Source organism: Mycolicibacterium chengduense (assembly GCF_033741155.1).
GTDB lineage: Bacteria > Actinomycetota > Actinomycetes > Mycobacteriales > Mycobacteriaceae > Mycobacterium.
In genome coordinates this window covers 1-25,023 of record NZ_JAWQNH010000014.1, presented here as the reverse complement: position 1 = coordinate 25,023, position 25,023 = coordinate 1, and the positions used below count along the sequence as shown (strand labels likewise).

Sequence of the window (25,023 nt, the reverse complement as noted above, 5' to 3'; positions counted from 1 at the left end):
GGCAAGGAAATGTCGGCTCATGCCCAGTTCAAGGTCGAAACCGGTATCCCGGTGTTCTTCGCCGACCCCCAGTCACCGTGGCAGCGCGGCACCAACGAGAACACCAATGGGCTGCTGCGCCAATACTTTCCGAAAGGCACAGACCTCTCGCGTTGGTCCGCAGAAGAGATCGAGGCCGTCGCCTACGCCCTGAACACCCGACCCCGCAAGACACTCGGTTGGAGGACACCCGCCGAAGCATTCAACGACCAACTACTGTAAGTCCAACAAGCCGGTGTTGCATCCACCGATTGAATCTGGTTAGTGGCCCTCGTCGACGAGTACGGCCTCGAATCCGGCGAAGCATGCGTGACGGCGAGCCTGGTCTGCGCCGAACTCGGCGTCGATGCTCAGCAGCTTTTGGAACGTGCCGACGAACACCGTGGGGGTCGTTGTCGCCGGCACCTCATCGATGTGCGACGCGGTGGGCAGTTCACGCACCGCCGGAAACGACGACGGGTTTTTCACGCCGAGCGTGCGCCACAACCCGCCGTCGAGCGCACGCCGAACCTGGCGCACCAACGATCGCCTCGGCACAATGACCAGCCAATGCCGACGCCGTCTGCGGCTGTCGATGACGCCAGCGATGACTGCCGTCTTACCGGCACCCATCGGCATCGTGACCAGACCTGCCCCCTGCGGAGAGCGTGGCTGGGAGACAAGGTACTTCGTCATCACGTTGACCGCTTCGCGTTGGTGCGGCCACAGGGCGCGGGCCAATGTTGTGGGCGGGGTCATGTGGCCACTCGCACGTAGCGCAAATCTATCGCTCCAGCATGGGCGAGGTTCCGTGCGAGCTGGTCTTCATAGGTGGTCACCAGAAGCTGACGCGTGTGGTCTCCGGCGGTAGCCATCAGTGATGCCGCGAGACGCCGATTGCGTGGATCGAGGTGCTCCAAGGGCTCGTCAAGCCATAAGAAGGACGCTTTCGTGCAGGCCTCGAGCACGAGCAACCGGGTGGCCAATAGGGCAATGACCTTTTCCCCGCTGGAGAAGTGGTCGAATTCGATGCGGTGCGCTCCATGCAGCAGTACGAGCCGGCCGTCGTGTTGGAGTCGCAATTCACCGCGATTGACGAACACTCGCTTCCAGCGGTGGGTGATTTCGGTGACCAACGGGTCGATGCGTTCGGTCAGCACGGCATCGGCGGTACGGGCCATCACTTGTGCGGCGATATTGGCCACCGCTTCGCGGCGATGGGCAAGTTGCGACCGGCGCCGCAGCGTCGCGGTGGACTCCTCGTCGTTGATGAGTTGCTCGAGCTGGTCGCGGCGCACCCGTGCTTCAGCAACCCTGTTCACCCAGCGCTCCTCGGAAGCGAGGGCCACTTCCAATTGTTCGGACGCGGCGACAATGTCGGCGTCCGAGGGCGCACTTGCCGGTTGCGCGGGCATGTGAAGCTGCGCGGCCCGGCTGATCAGCGCACGGATTCTTTGTAGACGCTGGGTGTGCTCGGTGACCGCCGCGCGCAGCTCGGCCTCGCGCTGCTCAAGGCGCGCCGTCGACTGCTCATGGCCGACGGTGGCGGCCGCCACGTCATCGGGACCCAGCGGGCGCCGGCACACCGGACATTCGCCGCCGGCCTCATCGAGCTCGTGGGCGGCGGCGCGCGCTGCGGTCAGCTGGGCGCTCACCGCGACCAGTTCACTGCGGTGGGTGTCGAGTTGCTGCGTCGCGGCTGTTTCTGCCAGGCCAAGTTCGGTCTGTGTCTGGGCGAATAAATCTCCAGTGCCACCGCCGGTCTGGGCAATCGAGGTCTCGGTGGGCGGCGGCTGGGCGGGACCAGCCGCCTCGCCGCCGCCCACCATCTGCATCTCGGTACGGATCTGTTCGAGCTGGCCATAGTCGCGATCGGCTTGCTGTTTGGCGGTGTGGGCTGCGTGCAGCCCGTCGATGACTGCTCGGGTGGCGACGGCTCCTTCAGCGGCGTGTGCGCGGCCTTGTTCGGCTTCGGCTAAGGCTTCGTCCAACTCGGTGAGCTGCTCGTAGAGCGTGGTGAGGTCCGCTGCGGCGCGGCGGTCCTGCTGTCGATACCGCTTGGCCTCGGCGTCGGCGGCAGCGTGTGCGCGGGCCAGTGCCTGGGCGGCGGCTTGGAGGTCGTCAACACCGAAGACGTGGCACAAGTGTTGGTGCAGTTGAGAAAGCCCCAGAGAGTGATCGGCCACCGCGGTGCTGGGGAGCAGGGTGGTGCGGGCCAAGAAGCTCTGTGATGCTCCGAACGCGTCGGCCATCACAGCTGCCAACCCGTCCTCATCGAGGTCATTGTCACCGAGGGCGGCGTGCAGCGTTTCAGTGCGGCCGTCAAGTGTGCGCTGCACCGTGGCCAGTCGCCCGTCGGGTAGCTCCAAGTCCACTTCCACGCGAAGCGAATCCTGCCCGAAACGGCGCGCAGCGGCGGCATCCACCCCTGACAGCGGGCCGTAGAGGCCCCACCCGACTGCTTGGATCAGCGATGTCTTACCGATGCCATTGTCAGCCACGACGAAGGTGACACCAGCATCGAGTTTGAGGGTGAGCCGGTCAAAAGCGCGCCAACCCTCGACACGCAGTTCTCGGATCATGCAGCCTCCCGCACAATGGCATTCAGTGCGGCGGCGACACGTTCATCATCAACTCCGGGGGCACGGCTGAGTTCCTCCACCAGTCGGGTGAAAGCCTCAGCGGACCCTGTCAGCGTTTGATAGGCGGCTTTCTTATCGCCGCGGTAGGCGCGGCGAGTTTCGGCTTCGAGCACAATGCGCGATTCCCGCGCCGCCAATGCCCCCACGTCGAGGGGCTCCTGGAGATTGATGTCGAGGCGGTACGGCTCCCAGGTCGGTGCCGCCGCTTCCAGCATCCGCCGTAGGGCCTGCTGGGCGGTAAGCACCGGCAACCAGGGGACACTCAGATCGACCGACGGAGCCACCACCACGGTCGCCAGATCGCTGGGCGTCAACAGCTGAGTCATTAGCTCGGCGGATCCATCGGCGACGACACCGACGTAGGCGAGGTCGGCATCGTCGAACAGCTTCTGAACCTCAGCGCGCAAACCCGTGCTGATCACGGGTTCTTCGCCGTCGACCGGGAAGAACACCGCCCGCAGATCCAGGTAGGACACCCTCACCGCGGAGCCCACAACATCGTCAGGCTCGACGCGGATGACGGTGCGGTCGTCGATGCCGTCCAGCATCGTGGCGATCCGTTCCAGGCGGGCGCGGTGACGATCCGCCCCTAAGCGCGCACCGCTGCGGTCGGTGCCGCGGAGGTCGGTGGGCTCCGCGGCGGCGTGGGCGCCACGCAGCGCGGACTCAAACTCGGTGCCCACTAGCAATTCTTCGAAGCGCGGTGTTGAGCTGTCTAGATCGCTGCCCCGGCCGGCGAGCACGGTGTTGATCACCGCGATCGCGTCGGCGCTGTCGCCCTCAGCAAGATCATCGAACGCCGGGCGTGGGCCAGCTCCTTCAAGGAAATCTAGATAGGCCGCGACAGCACGCTCGACCGGACTCAACTCCGGTTCGTTGCGACCGTCACCGCCCGGCGTCATTGTGGCGTCGCGGTCTGTGTCGTCGGTGTTCATGGCTTCTTCCGTTCAACGAAGTAACTAGCGAATTTCGGGTCCCGACTTGCCTGGTCCCGCAACGCCAGCAATGTCTGGGTGAGGATCTGTCCGACCCACTGACCCGTAATATTCAGTTCCCTGCCGACCTCCGCGCGGGTGCGCCCATTCATGACCAGCTCCACCACGATGGTGCGCGCCGGCTCCGGCAGCGCCCGGATCAGCGGACGCAGGGCTGCCACCTGTTCATGGTGTTCATAAGCTTGCTCAGGGTTGTCCTACCAGGCCCCCGCCGGCGTGCCCAGGTAGTCGTCGAGCACCACATCGACGGGAAGCACGCTGATCCGGTCGGGCTCGCTCTCTGCCGCGTCGCGGCGACGCCGACCCCGGGTCGCACGCCGCAACGCATCGATCGCCCGCATATGGGCGATCCTGACACCGAGCCCCTCCCAGTTGCGTGCCTCCTGGCGGCCAAGCAGCTCTAACAAAGCCTGCTGCAACACATCGCGTGCTGCTTCCCCACCAAGCAGGCCGCGCTGCTCGTCGTGATCGCTCGCATGCCCGAACAAGGTGCGCTGGATGGTTGTGTGCATGACGCCAGTGAGTTTCTGCAGCCGCGCCGGATCGGCCAGCAGCGGATGCTGCGGGCGGTTGTGGTCTTCGTCGTCGTCGGCCGATCCGGCGTCAGCGGGTTGGTTCATAGTCTTGCCCCACTGTCGACGCTTACGCGGAAAGTGAAAGCTGCCACGCCGGGCCGGTCCGAAATGGCCTTCATGTCACCTCCGAGGCCGGGCAACGACACGTCGGTGGATAGCGACGATCGAAGCTGCGGGGCGGCCAGCCGGTCACCGATCAAGCCGGCGCTGCGCGCGCCGGATCCGGCCCACGTGCAGCTGGTATCGCGCGTCGTCGAATACGCGTGACAGCCGCAGACCCCTATCAAGGTGTCGACTATCGTGGCGGCGACGCTCGTCCTGAGCGGCCCGATGTGGCCCGGTCAGCCGCAGCCCGTCATCGCCGCGACCACGTTGTGCCTCCACCGGACAGCCGGGGCTGCTGCGGGCGTCCAGGGATTCGAGGGTGTGGGTGCTCAACACGTACTGCAGGGGCCCGGGTTCGCCGAGTCCGCCAGGAGCGACGTTGAGGCTCACGTACTGCGCCAGCAACGACGCCGCGGCGCTGACCGACAACACTGAGACGTTGGCGGAGGTGTTCTGAGCGTCGGTCCCCGCGCGGGGGCCGCGCAACCCGTCGATGTAGGCCGGATCATCAAGGTCACCGGAGCGGTCTGCCGCCACAGCGCCAAGGTCGAGTTGACCGTTGCAACTCATGCAGGGACGCCCTGGGCGCAACACATGAGAGCGCCATGTCGCGTTGCGCATCCCGGTGCCGTCGTCGAAGGTGTCGATGGCGATGCCACCGTCGATGACAGGGATGTAGTCGCTGTGGGCAACCAGGTTGAGCACCGCCCGCGGCCACGGCCGGTCCACGCAACAGAAGATCTGGTCAAAATCTAAGGCAGCGGCCAGGCCGTCGGGCTCGCATATGCTGATGTCCCATGCGTCCACGGTGGTCGTGGGGCTGGTCGCGTTGTCTGCGACCAGGCGTCGGGCCACCTCAATCTTGCTGCGCCGCAACCTCGCATCTACGGCCGTGACTCCAATGAGGCGATCGAGGTTGTGCGCCTCGACAGTGTCGAAATCCATCAATCCGATGCGGGTGAGCCCGGTGGCTGCCAATCGGACAGCGACATCGAGGCCCACACTGCCCAGGCCAACGACAAGCACTGAGCGACGCGCCAGATCGGCGTGGCGGCGCGCACCCCAACTCGTCACTGAGCGGATATTGGCTGGGCCTGACCGCGGCGGAGCCACCCGGGTGTCGTCCCAGCACACCCGCAACTGGTCGCCGACGACCCTGACGTTCTCGCATCGCGAGGGCGCAACATCGTCTGCCACGCCCTGATCCCAGTGGCGGGCCGACCACGCGCCGTCCCGGCCGGCGAGGGTCATACCGACCAGCGGGAGCCCCGTGATGTCGCGCGCCAGATTGGCGTAGGCGCGTTCGGCGTCGTAGTCGGGCAGGCTCATCTGCTGCCAGCCCCTCCCGCGGGGATGGCTGTGCGGTATTACCAAACCCTCGCCTTGTTCAGCGGCTCGAGTGGCGACACGCCACACGTAGTCGCCGGTGATGGTGGCGTTGCCGTGGACGTCGCGGTCGCCGGGTTCCGGGAGATCCACCTGCTGGAGTAACGCTGTACGACGCCGCGCACCGGTTGAGGGCCGGTAGGTCGCCAGGCACAGATCTTCCTGGCCGTCGGCGCGGAGGAGGTGGTTGCGCAGCGCGTCATCCACATCCGCCGTCAGGGCCACCGAGGTGCGCTCGGTCATCGTCGAAGCTGCCGCGCGCCGCCCCCGCGGAGTCATGCCGCCTGCCCCAGCACGCCACGAACATGGGCCAACCAGGCCTGGCCGGGGTCGGGATCTAGGCCCCAGTCGAACACCTGCCGGGAGTGTCGGATCCACCCGGGGACCGCCGAGTCTTGGCTGTTGGTGTGCTCGAAGACCACCGTGGCGGGCAGGTGAATCCAATGCGGTGGCGCGATGGGCCACCCTGCCAGTTCGGCGATTTCCACGCCGGTCTCGATGACTGCGCCGGCCTGCGGGCCGCTGATGACGTCCACCGTGTAGACGATCAGCGGCCCGCGGCGCTGCGGCCGGGCACCCGACGCCTCCAGCCCGGCGGTAAACGCGTCCGCAGGATCAGCCATCATGCGACGTCGGCGCGCTGCCGGATCGATACATACCGGTCGCCCGGACGGATCTCGACGATCTCTCGATCACGAAACCTGCTCTGATTCTCCTTCTGGCCGTGCAGGCGACCCAGGTCATAGCGGACCGGGTCCAGCCCCGCCAGCCGCAACAGATCAGCGGCCGGTTGGCGGCGCACTGTCGTGCTGAACGGCTTGCCGTCGATGGTGAAATCGATCTGCTTACGCAACGCGGTGACCTTCTGCTGGCCGTCGTCGGGATTGGGCATATCTACCTCCAGTGGTGTGTGACCCGAGGGTCGTTCGCTCGTACACCCCCTTGTCGACGCCGACATCCCGACTGAAAGTCGCCGCGCACCGCGAAGCCGGCAATAGCCACCCCCAGATTCGTGGGACAGGACCGCCGCCCCGAGAAAAAGCACGGAATCACTGGTGACCTCCCTGGTCCGAACCCCCAGTTCTGTAGCAGCATCTGACGTGGATGAACGTAGAGCTCATGGTCGAAAGGGCCTGGGCCACACCGGCTCCGGGTGCCGTGCAGCACTGCGCGAAGGATTGCATCCAGTAAACAGTGTCGGCATCAACGCGAACATCGCGGCTTCGCCCCACTGCACCAGTGCGTGCGCTCACCCGGCGTCATCGACACCGAAGGTGTCGTCAACCATCCATTGCGCGCAAAGTCGGCCGGCATTCGGCGTCCCACGAAGTCGGCGGTGATGGGGAAGGTCATCGCGGGCCCTGACAGGTCAGATTGAGGACCGATCCTGGGGGGGGGTAGCTCGACCGAGGTAAGCCTGACGGCGGCTGATGGCACGCGCTGAGCGCATGCTCGCGCGGTTCTAGTCAGCCAGCAGCCGGTAGTCGGCGGCCAGGTCGGAGACAATGTCCGCGAGTCCCTTCGGATAGTTGCGCAACCGCTTCGGGTCCGGCTGCGGCCCGATGGACTGCGCCTCGAAGAGAGACACCGCCGCTTCCGTCATGCGCAGAGCGTTTCCGAACGCGTCGAGCGTGACCGCCAACAGGCCCGAGTCGTCTAGCTCGTGATTGTCAAACACGTACCCCGCCAGCCACTTAAAGCCGTGCACGAATCCCGATCCGAGCGAATAGAAGGCCTTGGCACTGCGCGGATGCATCACCCTGTCGAGGTCAGGGTCTAGCTTGCGCGGCAGGCGATTGTCCATCCAAACTTCGGCATTCTCAACAAATTTCATCGGTCCCCCAGTCGGCCCGATGAATGTATCCGGAGGTAGCAGCGCTAGCTTGGCGTGACGTTTAACCTCGCGAGCGCGACGCTTCTCAAACTCGGCCAGGTCCGCCTCAGCCATCGGATCGTTGCGCGCCTCCAGAGCTGCGGCCTCCAGCTTCTCAAACCCCTCCTGCTGACCACGCTCACCCTTGAGGAACCCATAGCAGCGGCGAATCCGTTCGTCGGTATCCGTCTCGCTGATAAGCCAAATGGTCTTGGCTGACGATTCCATCGCAATGCGGCACAGCGCGGCCGTCGCTGATGTGCGCATCTGCCCCTGAGTCAGAGCGAACGCGATCACTTCGGCTGCCGCCGTGAGGCTCTCGCTCGCGTTCATCGTTGGATATAACGCGGTTGAACTGACAAGAGTCTTCTCGCCCTCAAGCGTGACCGCAGCGTCGTCGTGGGCGAGTCGACTCTGCGGATGCGGCCGATTGGGCTGTAATCCCCACGACAGGAATGCTTTTGCGTGTGCGGCGCGTTCGCCGATTAACGCGATGAACATGGAACGGAGCAGTTTCCGCGCGTCCTCGGGGTACTTCGCCTTGAGCCTTTCCCAGTCGACCTCAGAGAAGTCCGGCCGTGGAGCCGGTGCCCCTCGCGGCGGCTTAGGCGGCAACTTGACGCCGAACTCGGCTGCCTCTCGTTCGTTTCGAGCGTCGCTCTCCTGACGGCGCCGAGCCTCCCGCTCTCGCCTCTGTGCCGTCGTCTGCCTGTTCCTCTTTCCCTTCCCCACCCGGTCCCCCCTCCGTATCGGCTCACAAGCACGCGAAACTCACGATAGGACCATGTACCGACAGGCTGCGAAAATGATTGCACCAACGCGCGACGGTTGACCACGGCGATCTCCTGGTACTGGTTGGCGGTCGCTGCACGGCGTGGGTGGACGTCGGCAGGACCGGTGTCCTCACGCGTGGCCCGCGGCGGTGACGCCGCAGCGACGGGTTGGCCGTACTCCCGCGCGCGAGTGGCTGGACCGTGAGTCCGGCACCAATTGCGGCCGGTCAAGCCACTGCGAAGCCAACAAACCACGACGAATAGCACGCTTCGTCGATCCCGGGCGAACAGGGCGCCCCGACCAAGAGGGAAATCGACAATGCGGCGCAACCGGGCAACGGATCCGCCCCGCCTGCGCGGCCCCGATGTAGAACGAGACGATCACCAGGACGACCACCAACCCGGTGAGAGTCTGAGCCCGCAGGGTGCGTAGACCGGCGGGACTGGTCGGGCCGAAGGTGCTGTCGAAGGCGCGCAGGTGATCGTGAACGATCAATAGGACGCCAACCCGCCTCGGCAAGCGGGTGTCCGACACTCTCACGTCTTTGCGGATTCTTTCCGGCACTCTCATGTTTCCGTGGACATATCAACAAAATGTCGTCCAGAACCAGTTGAGAACTACCAGTTCAGCGACATGCTTCACTCTCAAAATATCTAGGATCGGACAGTCCAATCCAGAACTAGTTGAGAGTAATCCGGGAAAACCTGAGAGCTGTCCGATTTTTCGCCCAAGATTCCGGAACTGTCTGATAGTTCCGCGCACCTAGGCCTCCGTGTGTGCACCTGCAGACTTATTACGGGCGCACCCCTAGGCGCCGGGCGAGAATATACGACTACCCGATAGCGCCGGACAAATCGATCGACAGTCCAGAACTAAGTGATGGCGGCGGACGCGCCCCACGCTTCGAAGAGCCGTAAACAGCTCTATTCGTCACTGTGACGATGTTTCGGTGTTTTGGCGGCTTATGGCCTGCAAAGCCGGGGTAGGGTCATTCCGGGCGTGATTGGTCGCGTGTCAAGGCGGAGCGGGGGCCACGGTGCGTGCAGCACATGCACAGATCAGCACGCCACACAGGGGCAGCAGGAACGCGCAGTCGAGGGACAGAAGGTCTGCGAGCCAGCCGATGAGGCCAGGCCCTGCCAGGATTGCCACGTAGCCGGTGCCGACCACCCGGGACAACGATTTGCCCGCCGAGCCGGTGAGATTCCCGGCTGCGGTGAACACCTGGGGGACCCCGCCGGAGAGCCCCAAGCCGAGGACGGCCCACCCGATCAGCGTGAGTGGCAGCACGGGCGAGACCACTACCAGTGCGATACCGGCGGCCGCTGCGGCCGATCCCCACCGCACCGTCCGTACCGCCCCGACACGCTCGGCGATGCGGTCGACTCTGAATCGGCCAATCGTCATTGCCGCGACGAAGCAGCCGAGGGCGAGCGCCCCGGTCGACGGCGAGGCCCCCAGATGTTGCTGGGAGTGCAGGCTGCTCCAGTCCATCGCCGACCCTTCGGCCAGCAGCAGGAGGAAGGCCAACACGCCCAGCAGTGCGACGCGCCAAATCGGCGGCTGTGACGGTTCGGGCTCTGCAACGTCGTGTGCGTCGGCGTTGGGCTGAGAAACAACGATCCGGCTCGAGAGCACACCCGCGGCTGTTGAGACCGCGACGAGCGCCAGGACGCTGACGGCGATGGCGGTTGCGAGAACACCGACGCTGAGAGCGAAACAAGCGGCACCTAGCAGTGCCCCCACGACGTTCCCCACCGAGAACACTGCGTGAAACGACCCCATGATCGGGCGGCTGTAGTCCCGCTCCACGTCTACTGCTGCGGCGTTGATGCCCACTTCGCCGATGCCGGTCGCTACACCCAGGACGAGCGCGCCGGCGAGCACCCCCCACCAGGAGTGCATCGCCAACGGCGCCGGCAGCGCGATCGCCATCGCTGCGACGCCGATCACTGCGATGCGTGAACTGCCGAGCCTGTCGATCAGCAATCCGCTCAGTTGCATTCCGGTGATGGCGCCAATCCCGAGCACCAACAACACAAGGCCCAACCGCGACGTCGAGATACCGGTGGCGTCCTTGACCGAGGGAAGGTGCACCGCCCACGTCGCGATCACCACGCCGAAGGAGGCGAACAACGCGAAGACGGCCCCGCGGGCGCGAATCAGATCGCGCTGATGGGCGGCATCAGTGGTCATCGCGTTCCACCGCTTCACTGACATCCGGTGTTGTGACCATCCGCGGGCGCAGGGGCTGCTGGTGGGGGCCGAGTTCGCGAAAGGCGCTGCGCCGTCGGCGTGCCGATTCGAAGCGCCGCCGGGCGACGTCAGTGGTCGGGACCAGTGGCATGACGGGCTGCGACCGTCCAGCCTCGTCCATAGCCACCATCGTGAAGTAGGAGCTGTTGGCGTGGCGCCGTCGGCCCGTCCCGATGTCCTCCGCGTCGATTCGGATACCCACCTCCATGGACGTGCGGCCGGTGTAGTTGACCGACGCGGAGAACGTGACCAGTTCTCCGACGTGAACCGGTTCGCGGAAGATCACGCGGTCGACGGACAGGGTGACGACGTAGGAGCGCGCGTATTGGGTGGCGCAGGCATACGCCACCTGGTCGAGCAGCTTCAACAGGGCACCGCCGTGAACGTTGCCGGCGAAGTTGGCCATGTCCGGGGTCATCAGCACCGACATAACCAGCGATACCTCCGGCAGCCGATCGTCGCCCGGTGAGGTCGTCGGGGACTCCGTGGCGGGACAGCACGGACAGTGAGCGGTCACGACGCCTCCTCGGGCGGCTCGATGAGAAGGGCGCCGCGCTGCGCCATGTGGAATGTTACATGTTATGTAGTGGGTGCTTTCCACCTCGATCGCCGCCGACCGATGATCGATTGCAATTGGTGGTGAATCTGCAGCCGACGAGGCGCGACCACGGCTACTCGAGCCCGGCGAAGGCACTGGCGCTCGGGTGCGACAAGCTATACAGTAACCGGTAACCGGTAATATTTTAGTAGCCGACCGTGAACTCGCGATAGGAGGACGCCGCATGAAGATCGTCGGTGCCGAGGTGTACGACTACAAACTGAACTACGCCCACGGCGTGTACGTGATGTCCGGCGGTCGGGCCGCGCTGGCTCAGGTGGGCACGCTGGTGCGGTTGCGCACCGACGACGGCGTCGATGGCTGGGGCGAGATCACCCCACTGGGCAGCACATACCTGCCCACCTCGCCGGATGCGGTGCGCGCCGGGCTGTCCGAGATGCTGCCCGAACTGATCGGCTTGGATCCGACCAACGTCTCCGGGGTGAACCGCGTGATGGATACGGTCCTGCTGGGCCAGGGTTTTGCCAAGAGCGCAGTCGACATCGCGTGCTGGGATCTGCTCGGCAAGGTCGCCGGCCTACCCATCTCCGCACTGCTCGGCGGGGTGCTGCAAGAGGACTTCCCGATCTACGAAGCCGTTCCCCTTGGCAGCCCCCAGAGCATGGCCGACTTCATCACCGCCCGCCGCGAGGCCGGTATCGGTCGCTTCCAGCTCAAGGTCGGCAACCGACCCGAGGACGACATCGCACGCAGCCGCGCCTGCGCCGAAGCCGGTGAAGGGCAGACCGTCATCATCGCCGACTCCAACGGCGGCTGGAACATCCTCGACGCCCAGCTGGCGATCCGCGGCATGGAGGACCTGCCCATCTACGTCGAACAACCGTGTCGCACCACCCAGGACAGCATCATCGCCCACCGCAACTCCCGGCTCCCGCTGGTGCTCGACGAGTCCATCACCAATCCCACCGAACTGTTCGAAGCCAAGACCGTCGCCGGTGCGATGTCGGTCAACATCAAGATCAGTCGGGTCGGGGGGCTGACGAAGGCCGCGCGGATGCGCGACCTCATGCAGGAACTCAACATGATGGTCTCCGTCGAGGACATGTGGGGCGGCGACGTCATCACCGCCGCGGTCAGCCACATCGCCGCTAGCACCCGGCCCGAAAGCCTGCTGAACACATCGTTCTTCAACGACTGGACCGACGGCCACGTCGCCGGCTACACCCCGCGATCGGCCAACGGCCGCGGCTCGGCACCCACCGACCCCGGTCTGGGCATCACCGTCGACGTCGACGCGCTCGGTGCGCCCCTCTTCACCACCGCTGGATAACAGGACACCACAGCTTTCCCGCTCCCCCACGGCGACCCCGCACGCCCACATCCACCCGATAGGTCTTCACATGCCCGCCACCGCCATCGATTTCGCCATCGAAAACTTCATCGACGGCCGCTGGTCGCCCGGCACCGGGTCGGAGGAAATCGACGTCTTCAATCCCGCCGACGGCGCGGTGGTCGCGACCTTCACCTCGTCCTCACCGGCCGACGTCGACGCCGCCGTCACGGCGGCGCGCACTGAGGAATTGCCCGACATCGTCACCCGCGTGAAGGCCATCGGCATCGACCTCGGACTCGACGACTGACGCCCTGCATCATCCCCAAGATTCCGCTACTTGACCCGATGGGAACTCTCATGACCACCCTCCTGCCCGACACCGTCCAAACCCGCGCCTACATAGACGGGGCCTTCGTCGACAGCGCCGACGGCGACACCTTCGACAACATCTCACCCGCGACCGGTGAGGTGCTCAACAAGGTGGCCGCGTGCAGTGCCGCCGACGTCGACGCCGCAGTCGCCGCGGCGCGGCGCGCCTTCGATTCCGGCACGTGGAGCCGGATTGCCCCGGCCGAACGCAAGGCCGTGCTGTTGCGCTTTGCCGACCTGATCGACGGCCACGCCGACGAGCTGGCCCAGATCGACTCGATCGACGCGGGCAAGCCGATCAGCGACTGCAACGACCTCGACATCCCCGACGTCGTGCTCACCATTCGCTGGTACGCCGAGGCCATCGACAAGGTGTTCGGCAAGGTCTCGCCCACCGGCGCCGACAACGTGGGTCTCATCGTGCGCGAACCGGCAGGGGTGGTCGGCATCGTGGTTCCGTGGAACTTCCCGTCCAACACGCTGTCGTGGAAAATCGGCCCGGCGCTGGCCGCCGGCAACTCGATCGTCGTCAAACCGGCCGAACTGTCCCCACTCAGCGCGCTGCGCTACGCCGAACTGGCGACCGAGGCCGGTATCCCCGCCGGGGTGTTCAACGTCGTGCCCGGACTCGGGCACGTGACCGGCAAGGCGTTGGGCCTGCACACCGACGTCGACGTCATCAGCTTCACCGGGTCAACCGAGGTCGGCCGGATGTTCCTCAAGTACTCGGCGGAGAGCAACCTCAAGCAGGTCGCTCTGGAGATGGGCGGCAAGAGCCCGCAGATCGTGTTCGCCGACATGCATGAGGACCTGAAGGCGGTCGCCGAGGATCTGGCCGGCGCCGCGTTCTGGAACGGCGGGCAGAACTGCTCGGCCGGTTCCCGGATTCTGGTGCACAACTCGATCAAGGCCGACTTCGTCGGCCACCTCGTCGAGCTGGCCGCCGCGCGCGTCGTCGGCGATCCGCAGGACCCCCACACCGAAATCGGGCCCCTCATCGAGCCCAGCGCCAAGGAGCGGGTGCTGCGCTACATCGAAGGCGCCAAGGCCGACGGCGCCACCGTGCACGGTGGCGCCTCGATCCTGGAGGAGACCGGCGGTAACTTCGTCTCCCCCGCGGTCATCGACGACGTTGCTCCGTCGGCGGCGGTGGTGCGCGAGGAGATCTTCGGCCCCGTCGTCGCCGTGGTCGGCTTCGACGACGAAGCCGAAGCCGTCGCACTGGCCAACGACACCGTCTACGGGCTGGCCGCCAACATCTGGACCCGCGACATCAACGTCGCACTGCGGGTGGCCAAGGCGGTGCGAGCAGGCACTGTCGCGGTCAACGGCTTCAGCGAAGGCGACATCTCCACCCCGTTCGGCGGCTTCCACACCTCCGGATTCGGCGGCCACGACAAGGGCCTGGAGGCCTTCGACCAGTACAGCGAGCTCAAGACCATCTGGATCACGCTGCACTGATCAGCCCACGTGTGATGCATGCCACCAAAGGGTAGAATATTACCGATTACCGGTGATAGGCTATCGGTACAAGCTTCGGACGGACACACGAGAAAGAGACCACCCATGACCCTCAAGCCCTGGCACGGAATCGTCGTCGCCGCCACCCTGCCCTTCAAAGACGACTTGTCCGTGGACTACGACCGCTTCGCCGAGCACGTCCGGTTCCTGGCCGACAATGGCGTGCATGGCGTCACGCCGAACGGGTCGCTCGGCGAGTACCAGGTGCTCACGGCCGCGGAACGCGCCCGCGTCGTCGAGGTGGCCGTGGAGGCCGCTCCCGAGGGTTTCAGCGTCATCCCCGGCGTCGGTGCCTATGGGTCGGCGGAGTCACGCCGCTGGACCGAGCAGGCCCAGGCAGCCGGCGCCCACGCGGTGCTGGCGCTCCCGCCCAACGCCTACCGTGCCGACGCCGAGGAGGTCGTGGCCCACTACCGCGAGATCTCCCAGGTGGGTCTGCCGATCGTGGCCTACAACAACCCGTTCGACACCCGCGTGGACCTGACCGCCGAGCTGCTGTCGCGCCTCGCCGAGGTCGACAATGTGGTGGCCGTCAAGGAGTTCTCCGGGGACATCCGGCGCATCACCGCCATCCAGCGCCTCGCCCCGCAGATCGACGTGCTCTCCGGCGCTGACGACAACGTCTTCGAAGCGACCCTGCTCGGAGCCGTCGGCTGGATCGGTGGTTTCTCCAACTCACTGCCCAAGCAGTGCGCCAAGATCTACGAATACGGCACCACCGGTCAGGTCGAGAAGGGCCGCGCCCTCTACCAGCAGCTGCAGGCCGCGTTCTTCTGGGACACCACCCACCAGTTCGTCCAGGCCATCAAGCTCAGCCAGGACGTCGCCGGCGGCTACGGCGGCCCGTGCCGCCCGCCGCGCAACCCGCTGTCCGACGAGACCCGCGCGCAGGTGATCAAGGACGTCGAGCAGGCGCTGTCGGCCGAACTGTGACATCGCAGGTGATGCCAGCGTGCGGCGCCGAGGAATCTCATCGCTGCACGTCGGCATCGCCCGCCACGCCGCAATACCGACGACACCGGTTCCAGGAAACAGGTAGGCGATGAAAGAGATCACCGACTTTCTCGCCGCTCACCCGCCCTACGACCAACTCGACGACGCCGACCTGCGGCGTCTGGCCGCCTCCATCGAAGTGGAGTACTTCGCCGCCGGCACGGTCATCGTGGCGGCCAACTCCGACACCTTGGATCACCTGTTCGTCGTGCGTACCGGGTCGGTAGACGTCGTCGACCGCACCCGCGTGGTCGACGTGCTGGGCCCCGGCGACACGTTCGGTCACATCTCCGTGTTCTCCGGCCTGCCGCCGCCGCTGGCCGTGCACGCCACCGAAGACACTCTGTGCTACGTGTTCCGCGATCCACGGCGCCTGCTCGAACATGCTGAGCGACTGTCTTTTTCGCACTACGGGACGATGATTGCCCGTGAGCGGCTCATTTCTTCCGGGGGGACGTTCAGCCAGTTGGAACGCCCCATCGGCGAGGTGATGCACCCGATCACCTGGTGTGAGGCATCCGACACCATCCGCGACGTCGCCGCCCGCATGACCGAGGACGGCCACTCCTGCGCGCTGTTCGTGCGCGGACATGAGGTCGGCATCGTCACTGACGACGACTTCCGCCGCCGCGTCGTCACCGGCGAGGTCGGCATCAATGCCCGCATCGACACGATCGCGTCGATCCCGGCGATCGTCATGTCGGCCGACCGCACCGTGGGCGCGGCCTACCTGCTGATCTTCGAACGCGGCATCCACCATCTCGTCGTCGTCGACGGCGCCACCGGCCGCCCGATCGGCATCGCACGCGTGGTGGACATGGTGGCCACCGAAGTCCGCCATCCCCTCGTCATCCGGGCCGCCACCGGCGCGGCCACCTCGATGGACCAACTGCAGTCCGCAGCAAGCACTCTGGCGCCGACCATGCTCGAACTGTGGGATTCGGGCGTGCCCGCCGATCACTTCGGCTCGCTGGTGGCCGCGATGGTGGAGGCGATCTTCGAGAAGGCCACCGCGCTCGCGGGCACCGCCGCGCCGCTCCCCGACCTGGATTGCGCCTGGATGCTGCTGGGGTCGATGGGGCGGCGCGAACCGCTGCCCAACTCCGATGTGGACACCGCGCTGGTCTGGACCCCACTGTCCCCCGACGCGCCGATCCCCCGCCGTCAGGACGTCGCCGCCGCCACCGAACCAGTGATGGCCGCCATCGAACAGTGCGGTCTGCGTACCTGCTCGGAGAACCTCAACGCCTCCTTCCCCCTGTTCAATCGTTCGACCGCCGAATGGCGCGACGCCGCCGAGCACTGGCGGCAGAACCCCGACAACCCCGACGACCTGCTGCTGGCCGCAACCATGCTCGACGCGCGGCCGGTGACCCGCCCCGTGCTGGCCCGGCCGCTGCGCACCGCACTGACCACCGGCATCGGGCGCGGCGAGTTCACCCGCGCTCTGACGCGGCTGTCAATCGCCAGCCGTCCCCCGCGCGGGTTCGTGCGCGAATTCGTCTCCGACCACTTCGGTGAACACCGAAACCACCTCAATATCAAGAAGTCCGGGATGCGCCCGATCGTGACACTGGCCCAGGCACTGGCGTTGCAGACCGGTGATCTGACCGGCTCTACCGTGGACCGGCTCGATCGCGCCCGGCAGGCATCACTGCTGTCCGCCGACGACGCCGAATCACTGAAGACCGCCTTCACCCTGTGCTACCAGATCTCCATCGACTACCAGATGCAGGCCCTCCGCGACGACCGACCGATGAGGCCCACGGTGGATCCGACAACCCTCGACAGCCTCGAACGCCGGCACCTACGCGACGCCTTCCGCGTCATCGCCGCCGTCCAGGACAAAATCGCCTCACGCCGCGCGGCGGGGATCGGAGACGCTGCCCGTGGCTAGCCTTCTCCGACGGCTCAACCCCGTCCGGCGGGCACAGCCCGACGTCGCACGTTCGTGGCGCGAGGACGTGTTCTGGGTGATCGACGTGGAGTCCACAGGGCTGAATCTGCGCCGCGACAAGATCATCGCCTACGGGGCCGTCCCGATCCGACGCGGCCGCATCCAAATGGCCGAGACCACCTACGGGTTGGTGGGCATCACCGACGACGTTCCCGAAGCCTCCACCTGCATCCACTACATCCGCACCCAGGATCTCGCGGCAGCCCCACCGCTGGAAGACGTGGTGCGGCAGCTCGATTCGATGATCGGCGACACACCGATCATTGCGCACTGCGCCGTCATCGAGCGCACACTGCTGGCCCGCGCCTACCGCACAGCCGGTCTCGAGCTGCGCAACCCGTTCGTCGACACCGCCCCGCTCGCCACCGCAGCGCTCGACGAGGAAGTCGAAGGCGGCTACATCTCACTGGAATACGCGGCGACCGCCCTCGGCGTTCCGGTACACGCCCCGCATCACGCCCTCGGAGACGCGATCACCACCGCCAACGTCTTCCTCGCCGTCGCCAGCCGCATCGAACGCGACTCCGCACCCAACCCGGTGAGCACCGCGGCACTGACCGAGGCCTCCACCCCACCAACCCCACAACGAAGGACATTCGAATGGCCCTACCCCCGACCGCTGTGAACCCGCGCACCGGCGTCCGCATGGATGCCGTCGCGGAGGACACCAGCACTGCCGAGGTACAGCAGTTGTGCGCCGCGGCCGCCGCGGCCGCGCCGGCGCTGTCCGCGCTGAGCCGGCAGGACCGCGCGCGCTTACTCGACCGCATCGGCGACGCCATCGACGCCCACCGTGACGAACTCATCGACATCGCCACTCAGGAAACGGGTTTCACCGCCGCCAAACTCAGCGGCGAGGCCACCCGCGCGGCCTACCAGTTCCGGTTCTTCGCCGAGGTCATCCGCGACGGCGGTTACCTGGAAGCCAGCATCGACCCCGCCGGCGACACACCGATGGGGCCGCGGCCGGATCTACGGCGATGGCTGATTCCGATCGGACCCATCGCGGTATTCGGAGCGAGCAATTTCCCGTTCGCCTTCTCCGTTCTCGGAGGGGACACCGCGTCGGCGCTGGCCGCGGGCAACCCCGTCATCGTCAAAGCGCACGGCTCCCATCCCGGAACCTCTCGACTGTCCTACGAGCTGATGGCCGACGCCCTCGGCGACGCACCCTCAGGGACGCTGGGCATCGTCTACGGCACCGCCGCCGGAGCCGCACTGGTCGCCGATCCGGCGATCAAAGCCGTCGGCTTCACCGGGTCCCTCTCCGGCGGAAAGGCGCTGTTGGACATCATCTCCGGCCGTGAGGAGCCCATCCCGTTCTACGGCGAACTCAGCAGCCTCAACCCCGTCGTCATCACCCCCTCCGCCGCCAGCGCACACGGAGCCGACATCGGCACCGGCCTGGTGGCGTCGGTCACCCTGGGCTCCGGACAGCTCTGCACCAAGCCGGGATTCGTTCTCGTTCCCGACAACGCCGAGGGCGCCGCGCTGGTGCAGGCCGCCGTCGACGGACTCACCACCGCCACCGACCACGTGCTGCTCAACGAATCGATCTACGACAGCTACACCCAGGCCACCAGCGACTACGCCCAGCGCAGTGACGTCACCAGCCACAGTGCACCCGAGGCGATCGGCGCCGGCTATTACGTCACCCCCGCACTGCTGGAGGTCGGCATCGACGATCTCGACGACTCCCTCGTGCGCGAGGTGTTCGGCCCGATCGCGGTCATCGTGCGCTATCCCGCAGACAACCTCACCGCTGCAGCGCACAAACTGTTCGACACGCTGCCGTCCTCGCTCACCGCCACCCTGCATACCACCGAAAACGACGACCTCGCATCACTTCTCAACGTTGCCAGTGCCCACGCAGGGAGGATCCTATTCGGCGGCTTCCCCACCGGCGTCGCCGTGTCATGGGCGCAGAACCACGGCGGCCCGTGGCCGGCCACCAACACCCTGCACACCTCGGTCGGGGCCACCGCAATCCGTCGGTTCCTGCGGCCCCTGACCTACCAGAACGCCCCGCAATCAGCACTGCCCGAGGAACTGCGCGACGGATACGACGCCATCCCGCGCCGCATCGACGGACACCTGTCCGCCGCAAGTCGCTGACCACCGAATCACTACAGCGAACCCCTCTGACACTCCTTGTGATGGGCGGACTTCATCACAAGCGCCGCCACGGCGTCGTGCGCCGGTCGACGTCGCGACTGTTCGAATCTCACCGGTCGCCCGGTGACACCGAACCGACGACCGCCTCCGCCGGTTGCGCCGCGTCCGCGCTCACGTGCGGACCAACGTCCATCACATGTAATATTGTACGTAGCACCTACACCTGTGGGTTGGTGACGGAGGACAGGACATGCTAACCACGACGGCGACCCTCAAACAGCCGAGCTTGCGCGACCAGGCGCTGCGTGTGATCCGCGAGGGGATGGTCTCCGGCGAACTCGAGCCGGGCGGAATCTACTCGGCCACGGCGCTGGCCACCCAACTGGGCGTCTCAGCCAGCCCGGTGCGCGAAGCGATGCTGACCTTGGTCAATCAGGGGCTGATGGAGGCCGTGCGCAACCGCGGATTCCGGGTTCTCCCGCTCGACGAGGAGGATCGCCGGGAGATCTACGAGATGCGGTGCCTGCTTGAGGTTCCCGCGACGGCAGCGCTGGCCGGACGCCAGGAGATCATCGACGAGTACGAGAAGTTCCGCGCGCTGGCCGAGGAGATCGTGACCTCGGCCATCGCCAAGGACCTGATCAACTACCTCGACGCCGATCGTCGGTTCCACCTTGGACTGCTGGAGCACAGCAACAACAATCGTCTGGTCACCACGATCGACGGTCTGAGAGATCAGACCCGCCTGTATGGGCTGAAGTCGTTGTCGGACAAGGGCACTCTGGTCGACTCGGCCGAGGAGCACCAGCCGATCCTCGACGCCCTGGTGGCTGGCGATGCGGACGAGGTCCGCGAACTCATGCAGCATCACCTGCGGCATATCCGGGGCGACTGGGCCGATGCCAAGTTCGACCAGTCGTCCTAGACCGTCAGACGCCCAGGACGGAGCCGAGGAACGCGGTCTGCTCGGCGAATGCGCGCTGCGCCACCGGTAGGGCCGGCGCGGCGGCGTCGAAGACGTGAAACGTTCCCGGATAGTTGTGAATCTCGGTGGGCACGCTCGCCTCGCACAGTCGACCGGCATAGGCCAGAGCTTCATCGCGGAGTGGATCCACCTGCGCGGTGACGACCAGCGCTGCCGGCAGGTCGCGAAGATCATCCGCCAAAGCCGGTGCCGCATAAGCTGATACAGCCCCGGCCCCGCCAAGGTAGTGCTCCCACATCAATCGGCTCTGCACCGAGTTCCAGGCCGGCATGTCGGCGCCGTCGCGCATCGACACCGATTGCTGGCGATGGTCGAGTGCCGGGAACAGCAGCATCTGCCCGCGCAGCGCGACGACGCCGGTGTCACGGCAGTGCAATGCCGCCGCAGCCGCCAGGCAACCGCCAGCGCTCTCGCCGCCGATGGCGATGCGTCGAGAATCGACGCCGAGACCATCGGCTTCGGCGGCTATCCACTGCAACGCGGCAACCGTGTCGTGAAGCCCTGCGGGATAGGGGGACTCCGGCGCCAGCGCGTACTCGACGCTGACGACGATCGAATCCGCCTCCTGGGCGTAGAGCATGCACCGCAGGTGATCGGTCTCCAGATCACCGAGACAGAATGCGCCACCGTGGGCGAAGATCAACGTCCCTAACGGACCGCGAACGCCCCGAGGGCGGTAGATCCGCACTCGGGGCGCTCGCACACCGCGCGACGTCGGCGTGATCGTGATGGTCTCGAAGCTGACCCGCTCGGGGTCCAGGCCGGGAAAGTCCTCGGGCGTCACGGCGGCCACCAGCTCGGCGTCGGTGATCCGGGCGGTGTGCACGTCGCACAGGTCGGCGATGTCCATCTGTGTCGCGACGACCCTCAATGCCGGGATCAGACTGTCGTGGTGCCGATTCACCCGAGGACTCTCCGATGACTTAGCTCAGGGCGGCGGCGGACTCGCCGCCCAACTCCGGGGTGCGTTCGGCTTCCGCGGCGTGTTCGGCCAAGATGCCGATCTTGCCGCGGCGGGTGGTCCAGTACACCGCGAACGCCAGGCCGAGCATGATCGCCGGCGCCAGCACGCCACCCCAGCGCAGGTACCAGTGGAACGGTTCTGCGGGGTTGTAGAGCACCGGTCGCGGCCAGGCAATGTTGACGATCATCACAATCGCCCACACCGTCGCGGCGACCGCGATCGGGGTCCCCAGCCGACCCAGATTGAAATAGCCCTTCTCCGGCTGCGTCCATTGGCCACGAAGCCGCTGCAACGCGTTCGGAGCGACGATCAACAGATAGGACGTCAGCGCAAGAATGATCGTGGTGCCGGAGACAACGAGGAAGATCTGGGGCTGGCCCATGTTGAACAGCAGGATGAGAATGGCGATGAGCGCGACACCGATGGTGGGCACCACCGGCACCTTCACCCGCTCATTCACCTTCGAGACGAACTTCGAACCGGGGAAGGCGTTGTCACGCGCCATCGCGAACATCAGATTCACTGCACCGGTCTGATTGGCCATACCGCACACGAACACTGCGAGGGCACCACAGACCAAGAAGATGTCGCCCACGGCGTTTCCCAGCGTGCTGGTGATGACGTAGGCCAATCCACCTGAGGCGATGTCCTCGGCGCCCAGATCCTCCACCGCCATGACCGCACCCAGAATGAGCAGTGCGCCAAAGATACCCGAGGCAAGCAATGCCCGGATGATGGCCTTGGGACCGTTCTTGCGAGGGTTGATGGTCTCCTCGCTCAAGGTGGTGGCGGAGTCGAAGCCCCACATCACGATCAGGCCGAGTAGCAGGCACAGCATCAGGGCGCCGGTATAGCCGGTGCTGTAGTTGCTCTCGGTGCCATTGGTCTGGAAGACCACCGCGGGCCCGCGCTTGGCGTGGAAAATCAGCAGCACGATCAACGCCAGCGAGGCGACGAGTTCAACGGTGACGCCGATGTTGTTGATCAATGCGCGAACCCTGGTGCCGCACAACATGACGACGGTGGTACCCACCAGCATCAACGACCCCAGCATAACGGAATTGATGCTCGCGTCGTTGGGGCCGCTGCCATCGCCGTAGATCCAGAAGACGTCGGAGATGCTGGGCAGGATTGCCTGCATGGTCAAAGCGACCGCAGCAGAGGACACCACCAGCGCCAGGATCATCGCCGATCCCGCCATCCAGGCCACACCGGTCTTGGCGATGTGCTTGGACCAGTTGTAAACCGACCCGGTCAGGGGATACTTGACCGCCAGCTCGGCGAAAACGAGCGCAAAGAGCAGCTGGCCACCGATGGCCACGATCCACGCCCAGATGGACGCCGGCCCACCACTGGCATAGGTAAACCCGAACAGCAGAAACATGCCGGTCAGGATGGAGATGAACGCGAACCCCGTCGCGAACGTGGAGAACTGGCCCAGCGAACGGGTCAGTTCCTGTCGGTATCCCAGCTTCGCAAGAAGCTGGTCGTCTTCACGGTGGTCGTAGCCGGCCATGCCGCAATCCTTTCCGAGGGATGATCGAGGTGCACCGCTGCCACCTAACCGGCAATCGGTAATATCTTACCGGTTACTATGGGCGAGGCGAGTCGGGCTGTCAACAGCAGAGGGCAAGTGGTGTGTGGGTATGACTGCAGGAGCCGCCTAGTGTGCTGACGCATGCCGCCTCGGGGAACGACAGCGGGGCCGGTCGAATTCAGCAAGGCGCAGCCCGGGTGAAATGACCAGCCAGGGTGTGACACCCGCCGTGCACCGTAGCGTCCACTAATCGATGCGGGGCAACCGCCGTCGACAGAGGCAATAAGCTCGCTTTAGCGCCGAATCGGTAAGCGGTGACATGTAGCATGGCACTAGTTGCACGTTTCCAGATATGCGGAGGACCCATGACCGACCAGACGCTGACCACCGACACCGGCCATCACTGGGAGAACTGGGGCGGCAATCAGAGCTTCACGTACGCCGAAGCGGTCATCGCCACAACCGACGACGACGTGATCGAGGCCGTTCGTGCGGCAGAGTCCCACAACACCGGTATCCGCGTCACCGGCAGCGGCCATTCCTTCACACCCATCGTGCAGACCGACCACACGCTGCTGAACATCTCCCAAATCGCCGGCGTCACCGCGGCCGATTCGGAGAGCAGACGCGCCACCGTGCGAGCCGGAACCGGACTGGCCAACGTCGGTGCCCCCCTGTGGGACGCCGGCCTGTCACTGGCCAACCAGGGCGACGTCGACGCTCAAACCATCTCGGGCGCTATCGCCACCGGCACCAAAGGCTCCGGGCTGCAATTCGGCAGCCTGTCCTCCACCGTGCGTGGCGTGCGCCTGGTCGACGGACGCGGCGACATCGTGACCATCACCGAAGACGACGCCGACCTTCTGCACGCCGCGCAGGTCTCGATCGGCATGCTTGGCGTCTTTCTCGACATGACCCTGCAATGCGCGCCCGCGTACAAGATCCAAGAACAAAACGCCGTCCTCCCCTTCGACGAAGTCGACAGTCGGTGGGACGAATTCCTCAACGGATACCGGCACTTCTCCTTCTGGTGGCTTCCGCAGCAGGGCTCCTCCCAGATGTATGACCTCGGTGACCTACCCAAGGACCACTGCGTCGTCAAACTCCTCACCGAACTGCCCGCCGACGCCCCCGACGTCGAAGCCGAACCCGGCGCACGAACCGGCCGCGCACACCTCATCTACCCCGACGCCACCACTGACGCCCGGTTCCACGAACTCGAATACATGGTGCCCGCCGAACACGGCCGCGCCGCACTCGAAACCGTCCGCCACCTGATGCAGACTAAACACGACGACCAAATCAGCCCCGTCCAGATCCGGTGGCAGAAAGCCGACAACGCGTACCTATCCGCACAGTACGAACGCGACACCGTATCGGTATCCGTGTCCGGCAAGCCCGGCACCACCTACGAACCCTTTCTCCGTGAACTTGACCACGAACTGCGGCAGTTTGACGCCCGCCCCCACTGGGGAAAGGTGCACTACCTCACCCGCGAACGCGCCGAAGCTCTCTACCCCAAATACGACGACTTCCAACGCATTCGGCGCCAGTTCGACCCCAAGGGCATCTTTCTCAACCCTCACCTTCGCGAACTCTTCGGCTAACCAGAGGTTAGGCCCACCCACTAGCCCAGGCTGTGGAAGCCAGAGCCGGCTACCTACAGACCGGTGGTACCAGGTTGAGGAGCGGACCCGCGCGTCACACCAGGCCGACGTTCCGGCTTTGGGTACGCACCCACCGCTGAAGCTCCACGGCTTGCGGTGCGTACGCGATCGGTCGCGGATAGCGAGTGTTGTTCTGCGATGGTTAGTTTCGGCGCGCAGCGCAGCGTTACCGGAACCGCGCGCCCCCTATGGCCGTCGAGAGGTCGTTCACTGAGGGGAAGCGCTACGACCGCCAGCCTGTGCGTCGTCGGCCTCGGCAGCGTAAGCAAGCGGGTGACTGACACTCTCAGTTCTTTCGGGAATCTGAACCGTTCCGGGTTTGATGCCGCTTCCTTGTGTGTGGAGGATGGCGATTATGGCCAAGCATTACCCGGTCGAGCAGCGTGAGCGTGCGGTGAA

The 25,023-nt window shown here is 65.7% G+C and carries 23 protein-coding genes; 10 read left to right on the top strand and 13 right to left on the bottom strand.

Features of this window, described 5'->3' with window-relative positions; all coding sequences use genetic code 11:
• The coding region (locus SBI67_RS28970) for an IS30 family transposase (RefSeq protein ID WP_318983890.1) at positions 1-261 on the top strand (261 nt) is incomplete at its 5' end.
• Positions 262-300: 39 nt separating this feature from the next.
• On the opposite strand, the gene SBI67_RS28965 is transcribed toward SBI67_RS28970, so the two are convergent.
• The 11 genes from SBI67_RS28965 to SBI67_RS28915 form a co-directional block, all read right to left on the bottom strand.
• The gene (locus SBI67_RS28965) at positions 301-777 is read right to left on the bottom strand and encodes a DEAD/DEAH box helicase family protein (protein WP_318983889.1); all 477 of its coding nucleotides are present in this window, start codon (positions 775-777) and stop codon (positions 301-303) included.
• Positions 774-2,600, bottom strand: coding sequence for an AAA family ATPase (locus tag SBI67_RS28960; protein WP_318983888.1), 1,827 nt, complete (start codon positions 2,598-2,600; stop codon positions 774-776). The genes SBI67_RS28965 and SBI67_RS28960 overlap by 4 nt, the downstream gene beginning before the upstream one ends.
• On the bottom strand, positions 2,597-3,595 hold the full coding sequence (locus SBI67_RS28955) for a hypothetical protein (protein ID WP_318983887.1): 999 nt from the start codon (positions 3,593-3,595) through the stop codon (positions 2,597-2,599). Before SBI67_RS28955 ends, SBI67_RS28960 begins: the two co-directional genes overlap by 4 nt.
• On the bottom strand, positions 3,592-3,816 hold the full coding sequence (locus SBI67_RS28950; protein ID WP_318983886.1) for a sigma factor-like helix-turn-helix DNA-binding protein: 225 nt from the start codon (positions 3,814-3,816) through the stop codon (positions 3,592-3,594). The genes SBI67_RS28955 and SBI67_RS28950 overlap by 4 nt, the downstream gene beginning before the upstream one ends.
• 36 nt (positions 3,817-3,852) lie before the next feature.
• Positions 3,853-4,275, bottom strand: coding sequence for a hypothetical protein (locus SBI67_RS28945; protein WP_318983885.1), 423 nt, complete (start codon positions 4,273-4,275; stop codon positions 3,853-3,855).
• Positions 4,276-4,419: 144 nt separating this feature from the next.
• Entirely contained in the window at positions 4,420-5,964 is a 1,545-nt protein-coding gene (locus SBI67_RS28940; RefSeq protein ID WP_318983884.1) for a ThiF family adenylyltransferase, read from the bottom strand.
• 32 nt (positions 5,965-5,996) lie between these two features.
• Positions 5,997-6,344 carry a hypothetical protein gene (locus tag SBI67_RS28935; protein WP_318983883.1) on the bottom strand — a complete coding sequence of 116 codons (348 nt, stop codon included), beginning with the start codon at positions 6,342-6,344 and terminating at the stop codon, positions 5,997-5,999.
• Positions 6,344-6,613 (bottom strand): hypothetical protein, encoded by a 270-nt coding sequence (locus SBI67_RS28930; protein WP_318983882.1) that lies wholly within the window; start codon positions 6,611-6,613, stop codon positions 6,344-6,346. Before SBI67_RS28930 ends, SBI67_RS28935 begins: the two co-directional genes overlap by 1 nt.
• Before the next feature lie 570 nt (positions 6,614-7,183).
• Positions 7,184-8,095: a hypothetical protein gene (locus SBI67_RS28925; protein ID WP_318983881.1), complete on the bottom strand. Its 912-nt coding sequence runs from the start codon at positions 8,093-8,095 to the stop codon at positions 7,184-7,186.
• Positions 8,096-9,382: 1,287 nt separating this feature from the next.
• Complete coding sequence (locus SBI67_RS28920) at positions 9,383-10,564, bottom strand: MFS transporter (protein WP_318983880.1); 1,182 nt, start codon at positions 10,562-10,564, stop codon at positions 9,383-9,385.
• A complete protein-coding gene (locus SBI67_RS28915) occupies positions 10,554-11,054 on the bottom strand; it encodes an acyl-CoA thioesterase (protein WP_318983891.1) in 501 nt (166 codons plus the stop codon). The genes SBI67_RS28920 and SBI67_RS28915 overlap by 11 nt, the downstream gene beginning before the upstream one ends.
• 352 nt (positions 11,055-11,406) lie before the next feature.
• Here SBI67_RS28915 and SBI67_RS28910 point away from each other — a divergent pair, with 352 nt between their 5' ends.
• From SBI67_RS28910 to SBI67_RS28875, 8 genes are all read left to right on the top strand, one after another.
• On the top strand, positions 11,407-12,513 hold the full coding sequence (locus SBI67_RS28910; protein WP_318983879.1) for a mandelate racemase/muconate lactonizing enzyme family protein: 1,107 nt from the start codon (positions 11,407-11,409) through the stop codon (positions 12,511-12,513).
• 70 nt (positions 12,514-12,583) lie between these two features.
• Positions 12,584-12,823 carry an aldehyde dehydrogenase family protein gene (locus SBI67_RS28905; RefSeq protein ID WP_318983878.1) on the top strand — a complete coding sequence of 80 codons (240 nt, stop codon included), beginning with the start codon at positions 12,584-12,586 and terminating at the stop codon, positions 12,821-12,823.
• A gap of 50 nt (positions 12,824-12,873) precedes the next feature.
• Entirely contained in the window at positions 12,874-14,346 is a 1,473-nt protein-coding gene (locus SBI67_RS28900; protein WP_318983877.1) for an aldehyde dehydrogenase, read from the top strand.
• 105 nt (positions 14,347-14,451) lie between these two features.
• A complete protein-coding gene (locus tag SBI67_RS28895) occupies positions 14,452-15,339 on the top strand; it encodes a dihydrodipicolinate synthase family protein (RefSeq protein WP_318983876.1) in 888 nt (295 codons plus the stop codon).
• Between the two features lie 109 nt (positions 15,340-15,448).
• The gene (locus SBI67_RS28890; RefSeq protein WP_318983875.1) at positions 15,449-17,296 is read left to right on the top strand and encodes a putative nucleotidyltransferase substrate binding domain-containing protein; all 1,848 of its coding nucleotides are present in this window, start codon (positions 15,449-15,451) and stop codon (positions 17,294-17,296) included.
• Complete coding sequence (locus tag SBI67_RS28885; protein WP_318983874.1) at positions 17,289-17,981, top strand: 3'-5' exonuclease; 693 nt, start codon at positions 17,289-17,291, stop codon at positions 17,979-17,981. The genes SBI67_RS28890 and SBI67_RS28885 overlap by 8 nt, the downstream gene beginning before the upstream one ends.
• Positions 17,957-19,471: an aldehyde dehydrogenase (NADP(+)) gene (locus SBI67_RS28880; protein ID WP_318983873.1), complete on the top strand. Its 1,515-nt coding sequence runs from the start codon at positions 17,957-17,959 to the stop codon at positions 19,469-19,471. The genes SBI67_RS28885 and SBI67_RS28880 overlap by 25 nt, the downstream gene beginning before the upstream one ends.
• Positions 19,472-19,721: 250 nt before the next feature.
• Complete coding sequence (locus SBI67_RS28875; RefSeq protein WP_318983872.1) at positions 19,722-20,396, top strand: GntR family transcriptional regulator; 675 nt, start codon at positions 19,722-19,724, stop codon at positions 20,394-20,396.
• A gap of 4 nt (positions 20,397-20,400) precedes the next feature.
• On the opposite strand, the gene SBI67_RS28870 is transcribed toward SBI67_RS28875, so the two are convergent.
• Together SBI67_RS28870 and SBI67_RS28865 are read right to left on the bottom strand one after the other, a co-directional pair.
• Entirely contained in the window at positions 20,401-21,360 is a 960-nt protein-coding gene (locus tag SBI67_RS28870) for an alpha/beta hydrolase (protein ID WP_318983871.1), read from the bottom strand.
• A 19-nt stretch (positions 21,361-21,379) separates the two neighbouring features.
• Positions 21,380-22,936 carry an APC family permease gene (locus SBI67_RS28865; protein WP_318983870.1) on the bottom strand — a complete coding sequence of 519 codons (1,557 nt, stop codon included), beginning with the start codon at positions 22,934-22,936 and terminating at the stop codon, positions 21,380-21,382.
• 386 nt (positions 22,937-23,322) lie between these two features.
• On the opposite strand from SBI67_RS28865, the gene SBI67_RS28860 reads away from it, so the two are divergent.
• Positions 23,323-24,564, top strand: coding sequence for a D-arabinono-1,4-lactone oxidase (locus SBI67_RS28860; protein ID WP_318983869.1), 1,242 nt, complete (start codon positions 23,323-23,325; stop codon positions 24,562-24,564).
• Positions 24,565-25,023 lie beyond the last annotated feature (459 nt).